Annotated in this window: 19 protein-coding genes; 3 read left to right on the plus strand and 16 right to left on the minus strand. The window is 48.5% G+C overall.

Features of this window, described 5'->3' with window-relative positions:
- Position 1: 1 nt before the first annotated feature.
- The 14 genes from NF543_RS05925 to NF543_RS05990 all read right to left on the minus strand — a co-directional run bounded on the left by NF543_RS05925 (position 2) and on the right by NF543_RS05990 (position 13616).
- Positions 2-3271 (minus strand): hypothetical protein, encoded by a 3270-nt coding sequence (locus NF543_RS05925; protein ID WP_257667189.1) that lies wholly within the window; start codon positions 3269-3271, stop codon positions 2-4.
- 72 nt (positions 3272-3343) lie between these two features.
- Positions 3344-3502, minus strand: a complete 159-nt coding sequence (locus NF543_RS05930) for a hypothetical protein (protein ID WP_257667190.1) — start codon at positions 3500-3502, stop codon at positions 3344-3346.
- A gap of 568 nt (positions 3503-4070) precedes the next feature.
- Positions 4071-4757 (minus strand): hypothetical protein, encoded by a 687-nt coding sequence (locus NF543_RS05935; protein WP_257667191.1) that lies wholly within the window; start codon positions 4755-4757, stop codon positions 4071-4073.
- A 49-nt stretch (positions 4758-4806) separates the two neighbouring features.
- Positions 4807-5610 carry a hypothetical protein gene (locus NF543_RS05940; RefSeq protein WP_257667192.1) on the minus strand — a complete coding sequence of 268 codons (804 nt, stop codon included), beginning with the start codon at positions 5608-5610 and terminating at the stop codon, positions 4807-4809.
- A gap of 945 nt (positions 5611-6555) precedes the next feature.
- Positions 6556-7041 (minus strand): hypothetical protein, encoded by a 486-nt coding sequence (locus NF543_RS05945; RefSeq protein WP_257667193.1) that lies wholly within the window; start codon positions 7039-7041, stop codon positions 6556-6558.
- 7 nt (positions 7042-7048) lie between these two features.
- Positions 7049-7447 (minus strand): hypothetical protein, encoded by a 399-nt coding sequence (locus NF543_RS05950; protein ID WP_257667194.1) that lies wholly within the window; start codon positions 7445-7447, stop codon positions 7049-7051.
- A 397-nt stretch (positions 7448-7844) separates the two neighbouring features.
- Entirely contained in the window at positions 7845-8639 is a 795-nt protein-coding gene (locus NF543_RS05955) for a C40 family peptidase (RefSeq protein WP_257667195.1), read from the minus strand.
- On the minus strand, positions 8558-8977 hold the full coding sequence (locus NF543_RS05960; protein ID WP_257667196.1) for a hypothetical protein: 420 nt from the start codon (positions 8975-8977) through the stop codon (positions 8558-8560). The genes NF543_RS05955 and NF543_RS05960 overlap by 82 nt, the downstream gene beginning before the upstream one ends.
- A 311-nt stretch (positions 8978-9288) precedes the next feature.
- Positions 9289-9654, minus strand: a complete 366-nt coding sequence (locus NF543_RS05965) for a helix-turn-helix domain-containing protein (RefSeq protein ID WP_257667197.1) — start codon at positions 9652-9654, stop codon at positions 9289-9291.
- A 187-nt stretch (positions 9655-9841) separates the two neighbouring features.
- The gene (locus tag NF543_RS05970) at positions 9842-10336 is read right to left on the minus strand and encodes a hypothetical protein (RefSeq protein ID WP_257667198.1); all 495 of its coding nucleotides are present in this window, start codon (positions 10334-10336) and stop codon (positions 9842-9844) included.
- 92 nt (positions 10337-10428) lie between these two features.
- Positions 10429-11238, minus strand: a complete 810-nt coding sequence (locus NF543_RS05975; protein WP_257957445.1) for a LytR/AlgR family response regulator transcription factor — start codon at positions 11236-11238, stop codon at positions 10429-10431.
- A complete protein-coding gene (locus tag NF543_RS05980; RefSeq protein ID WP_257667200.1) occupies positions 11195-12286 on the minus strand; it encodes a histidine kinase in 1092 nt (363 codons plus the stop codon). The genes NF543_RS05975 and NF543_RS05980 overlap by 44 nt, the downstream gene beginning before the upstream one ends.
- A gap of 58 nt (positions 12287-12344) precedes the next feature.
- Complete coding sequence (locus NF543_RS05985) at positions 12345-13388, minus strand: lysophospholipid acyltransferase family protein (RefSeq protein WP_257667201.1); 1044 nt, start codon at positions 13386-13388, stop codon at positions 12345-12347.
- A 96-nt stretch (positions 13389-13484) separates the two neighbouring features.
- Positions 13485-13616: a hypothetical protein gene (locus NF543_RS05990; RefSeq protein ID WP_257667202.1), complete on the minus strand. Its 132-nt coding sequence runs from the start codon at positions 13614-13616 to the stop codon at positions 13485-13487.
- 551 nt (positions 13617-14167) lie between these two features.
- Between NF543_RS05990 and NF543_RS05995 the strand changes: the two genes are divergently transcribed.
- The 3 genes from NF543_RS05995 to NF543_RS06005 all read left to right on the plus strand — a co-directional run bounded on the left by NF543_RS05995 (position 14168) and on the right by NF543_RS06005 (position 15858).
- Complete coding sequence (locus NF543_RS05995; protein ID WP_257667203.1) at positions 14168-14749, plus strand: cyclic nucleotide-binding domain-containing protein; 582 nt, start codon at positions 14168-14170, stop codon at positions 14747-14749.
- A 69-nt stretch (positions 14750-14818) separates the two neighbouring features.
- A complete protein-coding gene (locus NF543_RS06000; protein ID WP_257667204.1) occupies positions 14819-15277 on the plus strand; it encodes a hypothetical protein in 459 nt (152 codons plus the stop codon).
- A 41-nt stretch (positions 15278-15318) separates the two neighbouring features.
- Positions 15319-15858: a hypothetical protein gene (locus NF543_RS06005; RefSeq protein ID WP_257667205.1), complete on the plus strand. Its 540-nt coding sequence runs from the start codon at positions 15319-15321 to the stop codon at positions 15856-15858.
- A gap of 80 nt (positions 15859-15938) precedes the next feature.
- On the opposite strand, the gene NF543_RS06010 is transcribed toward NF543_RS06005, so the two are convergent.
- Both NF543_RS06010 and NF543_RS06015 read right to left on the minus strand, forming a co-directional pair.
- Positions 15939-17321 carry a RagB/SusD family nutrient uptake outer membrane protein gene (locus NF543_RS06010; protein ID WP_257667206.1) on the minus strand — a complete coding sequence of 461 codons (1383 nt, stop codon included), beginning with the start codon at positions 17319-17321 and terminating at the stop codon, positions 15939-15941.
- A gap of 13 nt (positions 17322-17334) precedes the next feature.
- The gene (locus NF543_RS06015; protein WP_257667207.1) at positions 17335-20661 is read right to left on the minus strand and encodes a SusC/RagA family TonB-linked outer membrane protein; all 3327 of its coding nucleotides are present in this window, start codon (positions 20659-20661) and stop codon (positions 17335-17337) included.
- Position 20662: the final 1 nt, after the last annotated feature.

The raw sequence follows: 20662 nt of genomic DNA on the forward strand, positions 1-20662 counted from the left end.
CTTAAGGTCTGTAGTGGTATCGGTAATTCTTCAATATGTTCTGATCGAAATCCAGTACATCCTTCAGCCGCTGGAAACCGTCGTATTTGTAGTACTCCGTGATCCCGCGCGGATCGGTCATGCTCGCCATCCCGGCCAAAGGCTTGTAGGTGAAGGTACTCACCAGCGCTTTTTTCATGTTGGCATGGTTACGGAGGGTGTTGATCGCGGTGTTTATGGTCGCATCGGCCACGGTGGCAGCGTTCAGGCTGTTGATCGTAGTCTGCCCCAAGATATCCAAAACCTCCTGATAAGTCGCATTCTCGATCTTGGCAACGGGGTACTGGGCGCCATAACCCCAGAGATAAACTGTGGATAGACCGTTGTGCCGTTTCACTTCGATGGGATTACTGAAACCATCGTATCGAAGTATCTCCTCCGCAATTTTATATCTAGAGTCAGCGGCATAAACGCCCGCATTCCCACCTGGCGGAAGAATGCCTATTGGTCTTGCACTAAATTTAAAGGAGGCCAGAGGGACGGGAAGCTGTGTCTCCAAGTTTCTAGCCGCAATTATCTGACCGTTCGCATTATAATTGTATATTGTTCCGAACAATATTTTTAACGAAGTTGAGGTTCCTGTCATCCGGACAGTCTCTATCGGTCCATTGATGATATTTTTACGTTTCAACGAACTTATGAGGGCATCATCCGCGTAATGCTCTGGATATAGGTTGATTGTCGAGATCGAACCGCCATCGGATTTGGACAGCGTATGTTTCGTTGGAAGAAAGTTTTCCACAGAATATTCCGTCTGCTCATTCAACACAGTGGAGTCCTGCCCATGGTATTCCACCTCAGTTCTCTTGACCAGACCAAACCGATCAACTCCCATGGGGACAAGGCTTTCAATAAAGTACTTATTATGTTCAGCCCTTACCTCAAGACCATTCAGCAGCCTATAATTCCTTCTGAATTTAATCCCATTGTTAAAACTATCGCTATTCGGAAAAGCACTGTATTCAAAAAGGCTTTTCTTAGTCAATTGATAACCGCCGGATGCTTCCTTGCGATAAATCTCTTCTTTTCGTATTGCAATAGTTCTCCAATCCAGCTCAAAAGGGGCCGGATAAGGATCCGTCGTGTAATTCCCATATGTATAGGGTATGTTCCCGTAATAATAGCAGATCTTTCCCGCTCCTTTGGTCCAGGTAACCTTACCATAGTTAATATTGCTGTTCAAATAAGTATTAAGGTTATTGGAATGCACCGTATAACCAACTTCAGCACAGGTAAATGATGGGAAGTAGGGATCTTGCGTCATTTCGGCATAACTATTTGAACTTGAAATATATTCAGGAACATTTGAGAGCGAGGGTTGCTCGTAGGAGAATAGCTCAGATTCGAGAATTACGTCTTTGTCCAGATGGTCGATACGGCTTATCCGGTTGCCTCCGACTTCCATTTTTATGTTTGCCATGGTTCTTTTGGTAATGCTCAACCAAGTAACATTGGAAAAGCCCTCTTCATACTCGCATCCGGCATCTAAGAAATATTTATAGTTTCCGGCTTCGAGGGTCACGGACTGGCTCCCCTGCGTGTTATCACCAGATCTGGCAAAGATCTCTTGTTCCCCGCTGCTTAAAACCTTTCTTATACTGAACCCGTTGGACGGTATATTGTCCAAAGGATCCGCTTGAAAAGACCAAGAAAAGCTGTAATCTCCGGTTACTTCTACGATAAAAGACCCCGATTTAAATCCATAATTGTCAGAACCGGGACATGTTGCCGTAACATCTAAAATGAATTCACGAGACTCATCATATTCTAAGTCGTTCCTAAGGATAGATGGCACATCCGAAATGGAATCGTATGACAAACCATTTGGTTCGTACGTAAATCGAATTATCCCTTTGGTCGGGGTTTCCACCTCCTTCAGCATACCCAAAATGGAGTGGTTGCCCCTGGCGGACCGGACAACCTGTTTGCTTCTTGGTGGAATCGCATAGCTCGGTAGTAAACGTTCATAGGGAGCGAAGGCCACTGAATATTGGTTGTTGCCCGCACCATTGAGGTATCCCCAATGGTCTATACCGTAATTCACAAATGAATCTAAAACCAGTCGCTGTTCAGATATTTTTCCAACCGGGCCTTCATAATAAGTAAACCTGTAACCGTTTGTTGATACCCCATTTTGATCGACCTCAAACAGCTCATTTAACACTAACCGCTTTGTGTTTGAATACCTAAAATCAAATTGCTTGATAAAAGTTGCGCCATGGCTTACCTTTACTCTGGAAAGAGCCTGTCCCAAATCATTCGATATTGTTTTAATATCATTCCTTTCGACAGTCTCAAAGTCGATCTCCATTTGACCAAAGGATATTTTTTTCAGCAAATACTGCGTGCTGTAGCTCTCAAGAATCCCTTGATTATGTTCAAGCCATGAAGTGCATCTCAATAGGCCGCCAGCAGTGGTAAAACCTGTAGGGCCGTAATAATATGAGTAAACATCTGTTTTCACGTTATACATCGCATCCTGCCTGTATTCCAATATTATCTGTTGTTGGTCCGGCGCCACAATTTTCGTTAAGTACCACACACGTACCCCCCCAGTACCGGGATAACCAAATTCACTCATCGCGGCTGTGCTGGAGGAAAAATGGAAGAGATCGAACACGAAAGTATACCCAAGATCATTGATAACTGTTATTTTCTCCGCTTCTACAGTAGTTTTGTATGGTTTGAAACTACTTGTTTTTACCGTATCGTCGACGACATAAAAACTATAGCTATCATTGGGTAGCTTGACATTGAAAACATCATATTGGGCATCAAGCTTACCTTCAACGACATCCTTTTTGTAGTCATACTTCTGTTCATTGGTGTACTGATTTGAGATATACCTGTTCATTCTTGCCTTGACCTGTAGGTTGTTCAGTCCTTCTAAGCTAAGATCGTTATGCCCGTTCACTTCCTGAATTATAAACCCTCCAACATTTAATTCCCATCCATGACCTACCCAACTTGGGATAGATTTAGGTTTGAATCCATCATTGCGGTAATTTAACGTGACAGGTATCTTCAGGCCTTTTCCTAAAGCAAAAGCAAACAATTCGACGTTGTAATTAACCTTACCGGTCGCCTTATTAACATCAACATCATTAAATCTCTTGAAGTTTTGAACGTTTGGAGGTGTAACATCTACCATGGTTTCCAAATATCCCTGCGCGAAAACATCCACAAAGGATAGGTTTAGAACAAACAGGAGGGTAAAAAAATATAATTTCATATGCATTAGTTAAATGAAAATTATGCGATTGCGAATCATACGTAGAAACATGATTATTTTCAATTCATAACGTTAATTTTTAGTCCTTTTCAAATCCCTCGTCCATCCGCCACTTCCAATCGAGAAATCCTTCTTCACCGTGACACCAAGGGCAGGGCTGTTCAATCCGATCAGCGCATTGGTATCCTCACCGTAAACCGGGATGCATTTTAAACAGAAAAGTGTTGCCATCACAAAGATTAAATTGTCTCAAAGTAATTATTAAATTTATTGTTGCTAACAAGCTTTGGTCATATGCCCGATACGGAAAGTAAATTATTGTTGCTTTTCTTCCAAGGCACTTAATAGGCCATCCAATTTAGCTTCCGGAGCACTCGTTCCTATCCCCATATTCCTGGTGGCAGGGAGAATGTATGTTCTGTGCTAAACAGACCGGGGGTTGCTACAGCCATAAATCACGCGATTATAATTGATTTAAATTCCACGGTTCCCAATCTATTTGGGTTAAGCAAAAAATCAACCACGGAGGCAAGACATTAAAAGCATCCCTACTTCCGCACTACATTAGCCATAAAACCTCGCCGCTGAAACCTTACCCAGTTTAGGCTTGTGTTTTTCCACGAGGTAATTTTACACATTAAAACCTGGAATGTCATATTATTTTTTTGTTAACAGATCCATTCGACGGCTGGCTAGACTCACCTAGCGGCTGACCGAACCCATATCAACGTTGGACTGGACCCATATGAATATTGGATGTGATGTGATCCCCGAAAGCCAATTGTAAAGCGAACCCCAATTAAACCGACATGTAATTAATGTTCGTTTTCACCTTTACCTCCGTGGCCAAGATGGTGCCATTTACGGCAAGCTCGGCTTGGGGATTGTTCGTGCCGATGCCGACGTTGCCATGGATGATAAGGGATTTTGAAAAATGCGATAAGTTCATATTCGATTCGTATGGCTGTATATCTGTTAATATGGAGGTATTCACCGGCGCACCATTCTGTTCATAGGCGATGAATCTCATACTTTCCCCACTGGACACAGTCCATCCCGCAAACTTAAATCCCGAACTATGGTTGGCGTTACTATACGGAACCTCTAGTGCAAGGTATTTTTTCCCATTATATAAACACGTCCGTAATTGCCAATAAGCAACTGCATGATCCGATGAGGCCAATTGCGCAAAAACGTTTTGATAGGCCGAAGAAGAATTAATTTGAGCAACATTAATTCGGTTTAAAGCGCCGGTGCTACCCCTTCTAGCCGTGAGCGTTCCAATCGCATAATTGTTAGGTAGATTAGTTCCGTTATAGATTTCGTGGAGTAGTATCAAGCCCCGCGTATAATCACCGTTGCCCGATGAATTGACGATAACACTCTTGTAATCTCCAGATTCGAGATCCGTCACTTGCGCAACGCCTTGCAGATACAGCAGCAACCATACGGCGGTGAACAAAGTATTTCTTCTAGTGGGGTTCATATGTCTGTTGGATATATTATGGGTAAATTTTCTTAGATAAATAACACGCTTAATCTTTGGTAACAGACCGTTGCAATTCGTGAATTTGCTGTTGCTGTTGTCCCAATAGTGCTTCCTGTCGGATCAAATGCAGTGTTATTTCCTCAACCTTCTTCAGCAAAAGCAGGTTCATCTCTGCCAGATCCAGGCCATCACGCTGGATATCCGCCGCCGAAGGGATTTCAGGGAGGTGCTTGTGTTCTTTCACGTAAGCCTCCACTTTGGCGAGCGAGGGTAACGCATAATCCGGCTCGAACACGTAATCCGGCACATTGATATTCGTTTTCACCTTTACCTCCGTGGCTAGGATGGTGCCATCAACGGATAGTTTGGCTTGGGGGTTGGTGGTGCCGAGCCCGAGATTGCCGTTGCTGAGCATGGTCATGTGCTTAACATTGTAATTCGTCCATACAAACAGCGGCCGGTTATTTATTTGACCGGTGATATGGCGGGCATCAAACGCCAATAAGGCATTTGTACCACTGTCCTTACTCACATCCGATATACTGCCTGAAATTATCAGGGCAAATCGATCATCCGAATTACGTTGTCCGGTAATCGTTGGTATAAATTGATTGTTTGACAGCGTACTATTACGAATAGTGAGGTGGTCTCCTGGTGCGTCTGTCACGCCCATCCGCATCAAGAGCTCTCCATTCCCCTGCTGTGCTGCCTTGTTGATTTCCAATAGTGTAGTGGGGGTTGTTGTACCGATACCAACATTCCCCGATGTCGGCAACGTGTTGGTCTGCGCCAGGCATACCGAGGTGAAGGCCAGCGGTAGCAGCAGCGATAGTATGGATTTTACTTGCATAATGTGGTTTTTTTGGTTTAAATCAATTATCAAGGTTTCGTTATTCAAATATCCAGTGTACAATCTACCTCGCCAGTAGGCATAGGTCAAGCCAATGCCATACAGGTGGTCTGCACGATCCAACTTCACTGACAGGCCTAGCAATACGTTATCTTCGGAATTCTATCTGTTTAGGCTGATGTCTTTTTCCGCCGTAATTTTAGGCATACATTTCCACAATTCCAAATTAAGTTTTAACTTTTTCCGTGGTGTCCCGTTTTCATCGAACGGGTAATGAAATAAGGTATTAGGTAAGGGACGGTGGAGAAATTAAAGGACAAAAATTAATCAATATCCCTATCTGTACTGTCGCCATATCTTTAGGTTTCACAGACACAACTTTGGGTCTACTGGACACCATACTGGGTTTAACAGCCACAAAGTTGTCTCCAACAGCCATAAACTTAGGCCTAGTGGACACAATCCTAAATCCAATAGGGATAAACCAATCTCCAATAGGGGCAAACTTAGGCCCCAGTGGACATAATCCTCAGTCCAATAGGGATAAACCAATCTCCAACAGGGGCAAACTTAGACCCAATAAAGGTAAAGTTATGTCGCGTAGACACAACCTTATCTCCACTAGCCATAAAACTTAGGTCCAATAACCATAAACTTTGGTTTAGTGGACATAACTTTAGATCCAATGGCCATAAACTTATCGCTAATAGCCATAAACTTAGGTCTGGTGGACATAAAACTTAGGCCCAGTGAACATAGCTTTAGGTCCAATAGCCATAAACTTATCTCCAAGAGCGATAGACTTAGGTCCGGTAGACGCAGTATTGTCGCCAATAAACACGATATTGGGTTTAGTGGAGACAATATTAAGGTTCAATAGACCCAAAGTTGTGTCCATGAGAACTAACTTTGGGTCCGTGAGAGATAATCCTATGATTCGGGGTTTTACCACCAGCGGCCGCGGACAATGCGCACCAATGCAGCCAAGATGAGTAGCCCGGCTGCAAACCACCACCAAGATTTCATCGACGAGACATCCGCCCTGCGGTCATCGGTATAGGCTGAGTGCGTGTTCAGACGTCCGGATGTGGTTTCCTGCATGCGCTGTTGTAGGGCCTGGCCCTGTGCACGGAGCAGCGAATCGGCTTGATCGGACTGTTCATGGTAGACCAGGATATGGGAGGCCCGCCCGGAAAAGCCCGAGTCGGGATGATAGGTGAACGTGCCTATCGGAGCAATGGCCAGCAGTTCGCGCTTTAGGTGGCTTAGGCTACCGGCCACCTCGAAGAGGGAATCGTACCGGTTCATGCTGCTGTGCAAGCCGGTGGCCTGTACCGCCGACAGCGTACGGCTGCCTTCGATATGCTGCTGGCGCTTAATGGAACAGGCCTGCATCAGCAGGCCTGTCCAAAGAATCCATGTTATTTTCATGGTCTCATCAACTATTTACACGTGCCCGAAGCGAAGCCACGGGGCTCCAGTGGCTCACGCCGCGTTTGTTGCGCGAACGCACGCGGAAGTAGTAGGTTACCCCATCAACCACGGGCGAATAGTAGTTACCCAGTGCACGGGGTATCGTTCGTGGCTCCAACCAAAGGGGTTGTCCGTTTTCGTCCAGTTCGGAGGCGATCACTATTTCATATTCGTGCGCTTCCTTGATTGCTTCAAACTGCAGCAGGATTTCACCCGGCCGGTTCGAGTCGACGATACGGGTCCATGACGAGCTCCGCGGTGCCTGCAAGCTCCTACGGTCTGCCACCGGTTGGAAGCCGGAACTGAGCTGCACTGAACTCATATCGGTGAAGTTATTGATGTAGCTGGCCACCCGGCGCATCATAACGAGCAGCACCTCACGGGCTTCGTCCTTCTCACGGGATTGCTGGGTGCTGGCGCGCTGATTGGCGGTTATCCCCTGCTTGGCTACGTAGTCCAGCGCTACCGACTCGTACTCGGCAAAGGTGGGATTCAGGTCCGGGAAGTTGGTATTCGTGCGCAGGGCATCGACCGTACGCGTAGCCAGTGAAGCGAGCTCCGTGTCGCTCAACAGGCTGTAGTTGGTTACTAATTTTGGTGTTCTCATTTTTCTTGTCTTTATCCGCCAGCTGGCGGATTTGTTTACGTTAGCTGCGTTCGCAGCGTTTGGTTCTTATCTTTTTTTTGCTTATTCGTTGATTCGTTTATGCGCTTTTTTGCGAACGGCGAATTGACGAATTAGCGTATTTACGAATCTGCGGCTATTGCCACCGTGCCACGGCATGGATCGTCCTGACCGGCCGTCGCTTTCTGTATACCCCTTCCGTGGAAGGGCCTGCACGGATGGGATTGGCCGGATCGCCATTTTCATCCACGGCATTGTCTGGGCCGGTGTTGCCCTCCACGGTGATGCACCAGGTGCCGTCCCATGCATCCACGAAACCCACATGGCCAATGCGCCGGAGGTTGCTGTAGTGAATGCCGAATATGTCGCCGGGCCAAACGTCACCTCGATTTGTCAGTGGGTGGAGAGGCACTCCATTTTCGTCACAGACGGATTGCTTCGCCCCTACATGCTGGCTAACGCTCTTGCTCGCAATGACGATGGAGGGTTTCCAAATGACCCGTTTCTGCGGGAAAAGCGCCGGGCTCCAGGGATTCCTTGGCTCGGCATATCCCGCCTGCCCGAAACACCAGCTCACGAAGGCCGCACACCAGGCATGGCCCGGGCCGAGGTTGCAGTAGCGGAGGTATTCTTCCACGCGTGTGCCGTCGTTGTTGCCCGAGGCTTCACGGATGCCGATCTCGGAAGTATATGTTTCACGCAAAGTCCGCAGAGAATCGATCGCAAAGTCCGCAAAGAATTTGCCTTCTATGTCTTCTTGGAAATGTTCAGGGGAGCCATGCTGGGAAAAAACCTTGGCGTCCTCTGCGAACGAGCGAAGCGACTTAGCGCTCTTTGCGTGAAACAAAACTAAAACACCGCCACCAAGCAGCACACAAACGCATACAGCAGCCCAAAGAAGATAACGAGGTAAAACGTGATCTTTTGCCATGATTGTAAGGATTTGAAATTGTTAGCGAAGTGATTTTTCTGGTAGTCGCGCAATACCGGCCAAAGCAAGCCGAGCAACCAGCGCGAAACGGCAAGGAAAACCGCTAAGGCCACAAGCGCCAGAACCACAAGGCTCAATGCCCCTAGGTCAACCACGGCAGCCGTGGGATCCAGCCAACGCAGCAGTGGCCCACTCCAGTTGAATAATGCCAGCACGATTAATAGGGCGCCAACCAAGCCAAGCCAATCAGGTAAGCGCCACCGTCCCAGCCTATCGAGGCCTTTCCCTATCCTGGGGAAAATGCGTGGTTTCATTTGTTGATGCATCGATACATCCATCGTTGTACTCCTTTCTTTTTGTTAAAACTCATGTTGTCTTCCGGCACCGTGCCGAGCCAACACCACAAACATAAGTCGCTGGAATACAACAGAAAGAAGTGTGTCCCCAAGATGTCTTCCGAATGTCCTGTGAAGGTTTCGATAAGGCCTCTACGGGCATACAGGATGTCCTGACAGGACACGCAGTTGAGTTAGTTCAATAGGGTGCAATACGATACAGGTATTTCAAATGATTTTGTAAGGAACTGGCGTACATTGGCCTGATCTCGATGAAGATCTCAGCTTAAAGGGATTCTTAAGTAATAGCCTGATTATCCGCTTCCGTCTTTCGGCGGGAAACCCCACAGTTTGATGAACAACTTCACCAGTTCGGCATGCCGGTAGCGTATGTGGTTCTTCTCGTCGAGGAAATAAGGCAGGTCGCCATCGATGCGATAGCGATATACTTGCTTTTCACTTTTCTTTAGGAACAAAGCCGCTCCAACACGGTTGTACGTTTCTTCGGTGGCCATGGAGGCATCGCCGGGCTTTCCTATTTCCGGATTGGCTTGCCCATCGTGAGGCAACGATACCTCACGTCGGCACTGGCAGCATTGGTCTTGTTTTTGGCTGAGGCCGTCAACGAGTTTTTCAATGCGGAGGGAGCATTGCAACAGTTGGTAGATGATGTAATGCATAGGTCATGGAATTAACTATTGTGGATGATTTCTAAGTTATTTAGCGTGTATCCATAAAGTCAGTGACCGGGCTAGAATGATGGCTGGCAAGGCGCATGAAGTGAAAAAAAGCGCAGTTTACTGACGGTAAATGAGCATTTTTTGAACAAGTGGAACGCAGCCAGACGACATTATAGACGGACACTATTCAGGTATGGCCATCATCAGGATACTGATCTATCCGGCCGATCATGTTCAGCAGGGTATCGCGTACCTTGCTGTGAGCCGCGGGCCCCGTGCGGCTGTATTTCTTACGGAGGCTCTCATAGGATAATGTTGCACTTCCGCTGGTGCTGGCGTAGCGGCTCAGGAACAGGAATATGGGTTTCAGTGCCCGGGTATCCATGATGTGTTCGTCCAGCAACAGCCGGATCATGAACAGCAGCTCCTCAACCGTCAGGGCAAAGGCGACACATCGCCCTTGGTCGTTTCCTGTGAAGAAAGCCATCATATCGGCCACCAGATCCTGATAGAACGCCAACTGGTCGTTGGCATACATCTGCCAGGCCTGCGGTGGCATCCCTGCCATAGGTTTCAACGCATTTTGCAGCATTTCCCGGGTATCCAGACGATCAATCATCACGCTTTGCTTTTGCCCGATTTGTTCGAGGAGCGATCTGATCCGTTGATTCAGGGTTGACAACAATTCAGCGAAGCCGTCGTGCTGCTGCGGCGATATATGTGCGAGGGAAGCGGTCTGCTGCGCGATTTCCTCTAGTTTGTTAATAAGCATGGTTACTTCTTATATCTGTTATTTCCCGTATGTGGTAGTCGTTCGTCCAGATACGCGTACAGCCTATCGGAATAAGTGTCGCCGATTGGGGCGCTTTTCGATTCTTTATTCTGTACATTTTTCAAATAGACATTGCCATTGCTATGGCGGTAGTACCGGTTGAGGGCAATGATGAAACCCCTGTGGATACGCATGAATTTCCGTACCGGGAGCATCCGTTCAAGCTCTTTCAGGCTTTGGTCAACGGTGATTTTTCCATCCGTATGGTACACGATGCAATGGTCCTTTTGAGCTTCCACCACTTCAATATCCACGAAGTCGATTTGCACTTTATGGCTTGCCCCGCCCGAAGTGAGCCAACAACTGCTGGACTCGGCAGGTGGTATCAGCGGGTGGCCGGGGACGCATATCGTCTCCCATACCCGCTGGATGGCCACGTTGAACCGCTCGCGTGAAAAGGGTTTGACCAGGTATTCCGCGGCGCTCACCTCGAACGCGCGGCTACCTGCGCGATCATCTGCCGTACATAGAATCACGTTGACGCTGGAATCAAGGTGCTGCATCACCTCCCAGCCTGTGAGCGGTTGCATCTCAAGGTCGAGCAGCACCACGTCGGGTCTGTATCTACGGATTTCGGCAATGCCCGTTTCGGGGTCAGTCGATGAACCGACCAGTATGAGCTGCGGATGGCCGTACACAAGTTTACTCAGCTTGCGGACCGCCCGCGTGTCGTCGTCCAAGATATACGTTTTCAGGGATGGCATGGTATTATACGTTTTGGTCAATGGATACGGTGACTTCGAAATCGCCATTTTCTTCCTTCGTGGTGATGTGGTAGCGGCCGGGCATGGCAAGCTCCAAGCGTCGTTTGATGACGTCCATGCCGCTGTGTAGCGATCGATCGGTCGATGCTCCCAGCCTGATCCGGTTGCGGAAACATGCCACGAGCTGGTCATCGGTGAGGTGTACGGAAATCTTCAACGGCTCGGTCCGGAAGTCGCCATGCTTAAATGCATTTTCCGCCAGGTAAACCAGTGTCATGGGCACAATCTTTTGCCCAGCCACTTCGCCATGCACATCCAGTACAGTCGCTTTGAAGTCAGGTTGTCCGGTATTGCGCGCTTCGAGGAAACGTTCCAGTTGGTCCAGCTCCTTTTCAAATACCACGATGGACCGGTTTTCCAACACATTGCGGGCATTGTAGCGAAGGGTATCCGCGAGTATACGTACACGATGTGCCAGTTGTTCGGCCCGCGGATCTTCCCAACTCACCAGCTCACCTTCGATCCCATCCAACTCATTGTACAGCAAGTGAGGATTGAGGTACGCACCCCATGCCCGCATCTCCATCTCCTGGGCCATCTTTTCGGCCTTGAGGCGGTCGACTTCGGCCTGAAGGGCGACCTTTTCAGCATTGGCCCTACGTACCAATGCTTGGCTTAGGCGATGGAAGGCCACGAAGAGCAAGGCGATAGCGGTATAATAATACAGCCTGGGGATGGACATGACGATGAATTCCCTTAATGGCCTTCGTTGCCCCGTGGAGGGCTCGATGTCCAATAGTTGGGGGAAAACGTCATAGATAAGGCGGTGGCTGAAGAAGACCAAGACGATCACCATGGCGGTGAGCAACAACACCCCCCAACCCCACCGCCGCCCGGAAAACAGCAGGTAAAAGCAGCCCATCAGGATATAGATGGCTGCCAGCGCAAGGAACGAGTAAAGCACGACGTTTGCCATATTAACATGTTCCCGTAGCATGATGTTGTAACTGATGTTAATCGCCAAAAAGCTGGTGATGAATGCGCTGTGAATGAGTGTGAATACCCAACGGCTAATTTTTTGAACGGTTGCGGTCATGATGTTTAGTGTTTTGAGGGACGAATATACGTGACATTCAGTGTTTAACCAACGAAATCTACCTTTTCCATGTACCCCAAAGCATTTCGAATACAGGTTTTGCTATGGAAAATGTCTTGTATCCCTTCTTTTCCAAGAGGAAGTATTTCCCGTTGTGGCTCAACAAGCCATGACTTGCCGGTGTGGGCAATTGCGTATCGTTTACGGGTGCCTGAGCCCCCAACCCATTCCCCAGCAGTTGGCCATGGTCCACCTGATGGTGCAAGAAAAACCAATTTTCCCATTGACCAGGGCTATGGAGCAGGTGATTGGAAAAACGGCAAAATATATGGGTAATTGCCCATTCGACGGCCAGTTGCGGCGGTGCTTCGGGAAAGCCAAGCGATGGGTCTGCCATCACGCGGATATCGCCGTTTTCCAACCGCATGCAAAAAACCGGATGCAGCGGGACACGCAGTTTATGCGCAAGAAAAGCGGCGCCTTTACGCACATAGAGATGTTGGCCAAGGAAAGGTATGTTTTGAAGTTTACCGTTACCGGCCACGGGTAGGCCAGTATACCCATCCACATAAACCAACAGGTGATAGCCTTGTTTCAATAGGCGGGTTATCTTCCACACAGCGGTAGGCTGCTCGGCATCGATGATGGGCAGTGCATCGGACAAGCCATGACGTTTGCGCAGGTCATCAAATCGTCGTTGGAAATCTGCGCCCTGCTTGGCATGGGCACGGTGCGCCATCAGCAAAGCGAACGGAATCCGTTGGCGGGCCAGTAGGTAACTGATTAAGCGGTAAGATCCGGCGTGGAATGTACAGATGATACCTGGTTGCGCTCTTAGCCTGCTGATAACCTGAGCATCCCAACCGTGTACCGCCACGGGTACTTCCCGGTCGAAATAGCGCTCGTCCAGCAACGAAAGCTGCTGGTTGGCGTATGCGCGCCGAAAAAGGGCAAGGTGGTGTTCGTAGTTGAGCATCGGCAAGAAATTGGCGATGTTGGCGCTGAATACGCTGAACTGCTGGAAGCGGTCGAAGTTTTCGAACGGGTCCAGTAGGCGCGCGGCTTCTTCGATGCGGTTTCGGGTGTTATGGTATTTGTCCATCGTTTTTATCGTCATCAACTGTGGCAGAAAATAGGTTTGGCGATGGGGTTTTACCCCCATCGTCCAAACCACGAGCGGGTGTTGCCATTTTTACGGCTAAAGGATAAACTCCTCACAGGGAATGATCTTGCCCCAGGCCGTAAAAGACAATACCTGATCGTACGGAAGCGGATGTTTCAAAGCGTCATGCAGTTGATCCATCAAATTTACAATCGTTGTTGTGTCCACGTTAATGTTAGTTTAAAATATGTACTTCAGCCGTCTATGTTTCTTACAGGCCCGGCACATTCCTGCTTCCCCTGGCCAATGGGAAGAAGCGTTAACGCCTGCAAACATGCCAAACACCACTACGGAACACAATCCTATCAGACGAACAGGCGGTATAACCTACGAACAGGCAAAAAGCCGGGATTTTGTCCCAGCGTGGTGTATCAACGGCTTTGTCACGCCTCGGGATGCCCTTTCCGAGACCTTTTCGGGATATTTTTGCGTTGTTGCTCGAAAGATTGGCTTCCGATGTCACCCCCTGTCATCCGCATAGGGATGCGGAAAGGGCCATCGCTTACCTATAGCGGGTATGTTAAGCCGTAAGCATGGGAAAGGGTAGCATCCACCAATATTTTTTTGCTTTTTTTTATCGGGGCGTTACCTCCATCTCCGTTTTATGGAGCCCGTATTCGCTGGTTTGTCTTGGTCTTTTGTCGGATGGGATGTCACCCATGTCCCTTTACAGGAGTTGATTTATCGTCTATTTTTCCGCCCGCAAATCCGCATCAGCCATGGATCGTTTTTACCAGTATTGGCAGAAATATTGCCCAGACTTACCGGAAGAAGTCCGGCAGTTTATTGATGTACACCACGAGGTGGCGAGCTATACCAAAGGCCAAGTGATCAAGCTGCCCGATGACAGCTTCCCCTACTTCTGCGTGGTGCTTGAGGGCTTGGTGGGTGGCTACCAACAGGACCGTGCCCGTGATCCTACACTACGCGAGCTGATGCTGCCCCCGGATTTCTTCACCGGTACGGAGCACCTGTTTACGACACGTGGCCGTCATATGGAGTACTGCGCACTGGAAAAGACCGTGGTGATGCGCCTGTCACTTGCCGATGCCAAAGCGGGGCAACAACGCCACGCGGAGATTGCAGAGCTCTTCCATGTGCTGAAGCAGAAGAAAATCGACTTGCTGCGCAAGCTGGTGGCTGTGTACCAAGAAACAGCTTATTATGACCGATATTGCGTTTACATAGGCCTCTTCAAAACATGGGCATCCCTATTGCCGAACAAGGTGCAGCAGCAATTGCTACGGATGAGCGAAACCACCTACTACCGGGTAAAAAAGCAATACTTGAAAGGCCACTGATCATATCTTGGTGTTTTCTCCCAAGCTATGGGAGCGCTTAGGCGATATGTTTGCCCTACTTTTGACAGTATGGAAGTAACACGCACAAACACACGATATGGCAAGGGGAGCATCGGAGATCATGCTGCGGTTCCCCCGCAGGCAAGTGATGGCGAGGCTGGACATACCCCGGCGGGAAAGGCCTGGGTGGTTTGGTCCAAACGGATACGGGCAAAGGTAAAGCTGTGGAAAGCGCAGATTCACAGGTATTATCTGAAGCTGATGCGCAAACATGTGGCGCTCACCTCCAGGCTTACTTTCGGCTATGTCCGGTTGATCACTTTCGTCATCAGCGTTTCGCGAAGGCTGCTGTTCCGCAAACCCGCCCTGCCCTACGGAGCAATCAACGTATCCGCTCACGATCGCAGGTATGCCTTGTTCCGGCGGAGGGCCGTGGGTATGGACATCGGATGTTTCCGCACCAGATACCGGGCATCCGCGGCTTGGTTAACCGATGACCGACTAACCAATACTTATTTTAAAACTTAAAACGGTAAGCATTTCCGTATAAATAAATGCCTTTTACGATTATGAAAGCGATAAAAAACATAATCAAAGGAGTACTGTCGGTTGCGGTACTTTTTATGGCCGTGCAAGTAGGCGTGGCACAGGATAAGACTGGATCAAACAGCATGGGCAAGGCATCGTTTACCGTTTTTGAAAACGGAAACCAGCATTTAGCCCTGGTACCAGCAATAAAATCCCATCCTTGGTCGGCTATGAGTTCCATCGTCAGGGAGGTAAAATCAACCGCTATCTCTGAACCTTCAGATAAATTCAAAGGTGTTGAACGCGCATTAGTCGATACTTACTTCGAGTTCACCGGGACGCCAGGCGACGATGAAGGTGATCCCGAAATGTGGGCGCCTTCTGCGGCTGGAGGTTGCAGCGGCAGCAACGCCAGTTGCAAGATCCTGGTCAAAAGTGCGTATGTTGGCGCATCGCCGACCCGCATCCTGCTATCTGAGATAGATGTTGTCGATGGATCCCCGGGCAACCAGGTTCCAAACGCGGCCCAGGCTGGCCCTAATCCCAGTCAACCGTTTATCAGTATACATAACCAACCTTAATTGGGCTGGTGTGTAGCAAACACGCAAAATGAATGAGCCAATTCTGCTTCTTTGAATTGGCTCATTTTTTTAAGTTCCTTTTAAAAAGGGTTCTGTTCCAGATTGCTATTCATAACAACATCGTTCGGTAATGGTAAGGCGTACCGGTTTGAATTGGGCTCGATACTGTAGGCAACACCGTCGACCAACCTCAGGGGGATTATATCGGCTCCCTCTTTATTTAGCCTTTTCAGGTCGATCCACCTTAAATCCCGCATCACCAGCTCTTTTCTCCGCTCTTCCAACACCTTTTTCAATACATTGGCTTCTCCATCAATGTCTAAGACCGAAAATTCATTTGCACTGATCCGGTTGGCCAATAACGTATTCAGGTCTCCCAATGCCAGTTCGATATCGCGTTTCCTCGCTGCGCATTCTGCACGGATCAGAAGCATTTCCGCCGTGCTGATTCCCGTGAAATAGGAAGTCCGGCCCGTTGAATAGGCCCCTTTAAACTCCATCCCGTTTCGCATGCTCCGGAAAAACGCAGTTTTCCTGATATCGCTATCATCATAAGAAGCATAGAGTACACTGTCTATCCTTCCGTATGTCGGGTATACATTAGCAAAGGTGTAGAACATCAATGTTGAGAAAATGACTTCCTTGTTGAAGGCCGTGAAAGGCTGCAATGCGGCCGGATTGATTTCCGTGTTATAATCCATTAATGCATCACCGCGCTGAAGACATGAATCAGCATAATTAAACGCATGGTCGTACTGCCGCATGGAAAGGTGGACTCTGGCCAGTAAACCATATGCACCAGCCTTCGTCGGCCGCGTTGGCAATTGCGATGTCTCCGGCAACAAGCGGCATGCTTCTCCCAAATCATCAAGGATCAGTTGATAGGTTTCGCCTACGCTTGCCCGCGGGAAAGATACGTTAATGTCGGATGTTGTCCTTAAGGGAAGGCCAAAGTCTGTAGCAGCACTCTCCTGATCATACGCTTTACAGAATATCCACGCCGCGCGCATCAATGCATTTGCCCTGTACGTGAGCGCCGATCCGCTCAGCGTATTCCATTCCGCACTGTTTTCTCCGGTTTTCGGGATACCATTTAAGGCATCCAATGCTACATTGGCAATATAAACGGTATAGTAAGAAGTCGCCCAATCATTGTCAAAATTATATATACCCAAAGACCAAACGTAGGCTTCCCGGTAACTCTCCCTCGCCAGTGCGTTGTACCTGTCCATCGGGAGAAAATAATCGTCCGCGGATGCTTCGCCCATCGATGGGGACCTAAAGTTGAGCATCAGCGAGTTGTCAAGTATGGCCCGCACATCTTTCAGGCTCGAAGGTATGGCGATGTTGTCTGAGCTTTTTTTATCCAAATAGCTTTCACAGGCGTACAGCGAAACTGAGGTAATTATTAAAAAACATAGGTGATAGCTTCGAATACTCCGATTTTCATTCTTCTGTTTCATGATCAAATCAATTTTAATTTCTAAAAATAGGCGCGATATTCAATCGCATTCCAATCGCAAAACTCCTGGGGGCCGGTATAGTCGATGGGTAGTCCGGGTCAATATCACCTTTACTGGATTTCCAAAGTATACCGAGGTTGCTTGCATTAACATACACATCGAGACCATAACGCTGACGTTTCCCAGCATCAATCCGATAGCTGAGCGAGACAAACTGTAACTTCAGGTTATCTGCCCTTTCCACATGTATTTCCGATAGCGAATAGAATGCATCCCGTCTGGAGTCTGCCGGATATACCATAGCCGGGACATGGGTCGATTGTTCATCCCCCGGCTGTTCCCATCTTTCCGCGTATTCCTTGTGGCCATAGCCCTGGTTAAATAACTGGCTATAACTCAAGGAAGGTTTCCGGTAATAATAGCCCAACCGGTAAGCGAGGTATGCTGTTAATGTAACCCCTTTATAACTCAACTCATTGCCGATGGCCCCTTGCAGGGTGGGAACGGATGAGCCGTGGAAAACGATGTTTTCCGCCTCCTCTTGGCTACTAGCCTCAGCCATGATCAGCTGATAGTTAGTGCTGGGTTCATTCGCGGCATATCCCTGCGGGTTACCTTCGGTGTCCAGACCAGCCCATCTGTAGCTGGCAATGGCGTAAAGCGGTTTACCGACCACCGGATTGATCGACCGGCCATTCCCGATTAAGGAGGCGTACTTTGTCGCGGACTCGATGTTGTATTTAGTTGTTTTGCTTTGCAGATAATTGATGATGAATGTTGAATTCCATACCAGGGCATGCTGCAGATTCCGCGTTTTCACGGTTAGTTCATAGCCATATCCCTTCATATCGGCTACGTTTTTTGTGATATGCGCAGTGAGCCCGTACAATGTATAATCATAGAAGGTAGGGCCATAGAGATCGGTGCCTTTCTTCTGATAGACATCCAGTGATCCGGATACCACGCCATTTGAGGATGAAAAGTCAGCACCGATATTAAGTGTTCCCGTTTTTTCCCATCGTAATGCGTTGTCTCCCAGCGACACATCCGCCCAGGGAAAATAGTGGTAATAATTATCTATTGAATTAACATATCCGATCAGCGTATGGGGTGTTTTGGTGGGATCGATATTTCCTGCAAATCCATATGTAGCCCGTATGCGGAGAAAGGGCAGCATATCCAGCCGGTAAAAGGATTCCGATGAAATATTCCAGGCAGCGCCCACGGACCAGAGCGGGTTCCAGCGGTCATTCGTCCGCTGGCCGAATATATTGGCAGCATCACGCCTTGCGCTTGCTGAAAACGTGTACGTGTTCCGGAAGGTATAGGCCAGGTTGGCGTAAAACGAAACAGACCTATTCAGTGAGTTTGAGAACGAGGCGCCCCCGGGAACCAGTGTCGGTTGCCCGGTGATATATTCCGGATACCGGTTGACCAAATCGGCATTCATGGACACCAGGGGGTCTTCTGAATATCCGAAAATGGTATTCGATTCAGCATCGCTTTTCACCTGCCTTACCTCCGCACCGGCCATCAGCGCCACATCATGCGAATCCCAGGTCCGATCATAGACTGTCTGCAATCGGAAATTGCTGGATGCTACGCTACCGCCCCCGGTTTGTAAAACACCGCCCAATGGTACAATGTGGTTGACGGCACCGGTCTCCCCGTCTACCTGTGAAAATCGGTTAATCAGGTCTCTGGCGTAGAAGCTCTCCGCTGTTCGCAAATTACGTTCTCTGCTGTTCTGCTGCTGGTATTGGTACTGGGCAGAGATCGTCAATTCGGGTATGGGTGAGTATTTCAGCCCAGCGTTTCCGACAATTTCGCTGCGGATGGAGGACGTGGTGTGATGTTTATAGTCTTCCAGCGGTAGATAGCCCCAAGGCAGTAACAATCCGCGACCGGCGGTATCCGTGTAGTTTTTTTGCAATGTCGTTTCTACCGACAGTGGTGTGCCATCGTCATCAGCAAACCGCAGGTACGGTACGATTCTGTTGTTTACCCGTATACTGTTGAATCCTGGCCTCCCCGATTCTCCGGTTGCCTGATTGTAGAGCGCTGAAACCGACAACTGCACTTTTGATGAAAAACTATGCGTATTCATCAATCGGAGATTTAAACGCCTGTCTTTCCCGTAAGTGTCATCCACGCTCCTGTCATATGCCATTGAAACGAGGTAAGTCGAACGCTGCCCACCGCCACTCAGGTTGATGGCGTATTGTTGGTCTCCCGAGTTTGTGTAAAAGGACTTTAAGTATTCCTCCCTGCTGTCTATCCCCTTTAGCCGCGCAATTTCTGAGCGGGAATCGGTCGCGCTTATCAACCCATTCCTTGCCTTCAAAAGGACATTGACCGCAGGAGTCAATGGGGTTTTGAAATACGCGCCGTTTGAAATATCGTTATCATAATATCCCCTTTCGAAAAGAAAATGCTCCATGTCGATGTACTCGGCAGAAGTGATAGCTGGCAGGTAATATAGATCCTGTTTATTCCGCATCGTCAGCGTTGAATTCAATTCTATCTTCGGTCCGCTATCCGGCCGTCCCTTTTTCGTATTGATGACAATGACACCGTTTGCTGCCCTGGCACCCCAGATCGAGGCGGCGGCTGCATCTTTTAACACCGAGACACTTTCAATGTCATTGGGGTTTATGTTATTGATGTTCCCCTCGTAAGGAAAATTATCCAGTACGATCAGGACGTCCTGTGGGCCATTGATCGTACTTAATCCCCTAACCCGTATCTGGTTCTCTCTTCCGTATGGATTGGTAAACTGCACCCCGTTGACCACGCCGTTGAGGCGTTCGAGAATATTTGTTCCGGTCTGTAGGTTCAGCGTCTCGTTAGACGCATAGCCGAATGACCCTGTTGCACGTTCGCGATGCAGCTCCTGGTATCCGGTATTGATGACCACTTCCTCCACCTCATGCATGGTTCTTTTGACAACGATAAGGACGTTCGCATTTTCCTCGACTTCAAATTCGGTGGTTTCGATATGAAGGGCGGTAATGACCAATATGCTGTGTATGGGCACATTTTTTAATTCGAACTCACCGCTTTCACTACTCGTTGTGCGAACCGAGCTCCCTTTGACAGCCACCGTGGCTACTACGGGATCACCGCTTTCGGTCACGATTTTCCCTTCCAGGTTCTTTTGCTGCCACCCCGGTATTTTTCCGCTCAGAACCTGGGCCATGGTGGGATTTCGTACATGTGGGATATTTGCAGATAGATCATACGGATATAAAGCGAGCAGACACAGCCATAAGACCAACAAAAGACGTGATTGGATCCGGTGGACCCGTGAAGCAGGTAATTTTCTGGATAGGTTTTTCATT

This window comes from Parapedobacter tibetensis, from assembly GCF_024704835.1.
Taxonomy (GTDB): Bacteria; Bacteroidota; Bacteroidia; order Sphingobacteriales; family Sphingobacteriaceae; genus Parapedobacter; species Parapedobacter tibetensis.

Excerpts from the sequence above, each read along its gene's own strand:
- NF543_RS05925 (WP_257667189.1), bottom strand. The coding sequence starts at position 3,271 with ATGAAATTATATTTTTTTACCCTCCTGTTTGTTCTAAACCTATCCTTT.
- NF543_RS05930 (WP_257667190.1), bottom strand. The coding sequence starts at position 3,502 with ATGGCAACACTTTTCTGTTTAAAATGCATCCCGGTTTACGGTGAGGAT.
- NF543_RS05935 (WP_257667191.1), bottom strand. The coding sequence starts at position 4,757 with ATGAACCCCACTAGAAGAAATACTTTGTTCACCGCCGTATGGTTGCTG.
- NF543_RS05940 (WP_257667192.1), bottom strand. The coding sequence starts at position 5,610 with ATGCAAGTAAAATCCATACTATCGCTGCTGCTACCGCTGGCCTTCACC.
- NF543_RS05945 (WP_257667193.1), bottom strand. The coding sequence starts at position 7,041 with ATGAAAATAACATGGATTCTTTGGACAGGCCTGCTGATGCAGGCCTGT.
- NF543_RS05950 (WP_257667194.1), bottom strand. The coding sequence starts at position 7,447 with ATGATGCGCCGGGTGGCCAGCTACATCAATAACTTCACCGATATGAGT.
- NF543_RS05955 (WP_257667195.1), bottom strand. The coding sequence starts at position 8,639 with ATGGCAAAAGATCACGTTTTACCTCGTTATCTTCTTTGGGCTGCTGTA.
- NF543_RS05960 (WP_257667196.1), bottom strand. The coding sequence starts at position 8,977 with ATGGATGTATCGATGCATCAACAAATGAAACCACGCATTTTCCCCAGG.
- NF543_RS05965 (WP_257667197.1), bottom strand. The coding sequence starts at position 9,654 with ATGCATTACATCATCTACCAACTGTTGCAATGCTCCCTCCGCATTGAA.
- NF543_RS05975 (WP_257957445.1), bottom strand. The coding sequence starts at position 11,238 with ATGGCGATTTCGAAGTCACCGTATCCATTGACCAAAACGTATAATACC.
- NF543_RS05980 (WP_257667200.1), bottom strand. The coding sequence starts at position 12,286 with ATGACCGCAACCGTTCAAAAAATTAGCCGTTGGGTATTCACACTCATT.
- NF543_RS05985 (WP_257667201.1), bottom strand. The coding sequence starts at position 13,388 with ATGGACAAATACCATAACACCCGAAACCGCATCGAAGAAGCCGCGCGC.
- NF543_RS05995 (WP_257667203.1), top strand. The coding sequence starts at position 14,168 with ATGGATCGTTTTTACCAGTATTGGCAGAAATATTGCCCAGACTTACCG.
- NF543_RS06000 (WP_257667204.1), top strand. The coding sequence starts at position 14,819 with ATGGAAGTAACACGCACAAACACACGATATGGCAAGGGGAGCATCGGA.
- NF543_RS06005 (WP_257667205.1), top strand. The coding sequence starts at position 15,319 with ATGAAAGCGATAAAAAACATAATCAAAGGAGTACTGTCGGTTGCGGTA.
- NF543_RS06010 (WP_257667206.1), bottom strand. The coding sequence starts at position 17,321 with ATGAAACAGAAGAATGAAAATCGGAGTATTCGAAGCTATCACCTATGT.
- NF543_RS06015 (WP_257667207.1), bottom strand. The coding sequence starts at position 20,661 with ATGAAAAACCTATCCAGAAAATTACCTGCTTCACGGGTCCACCGGATC.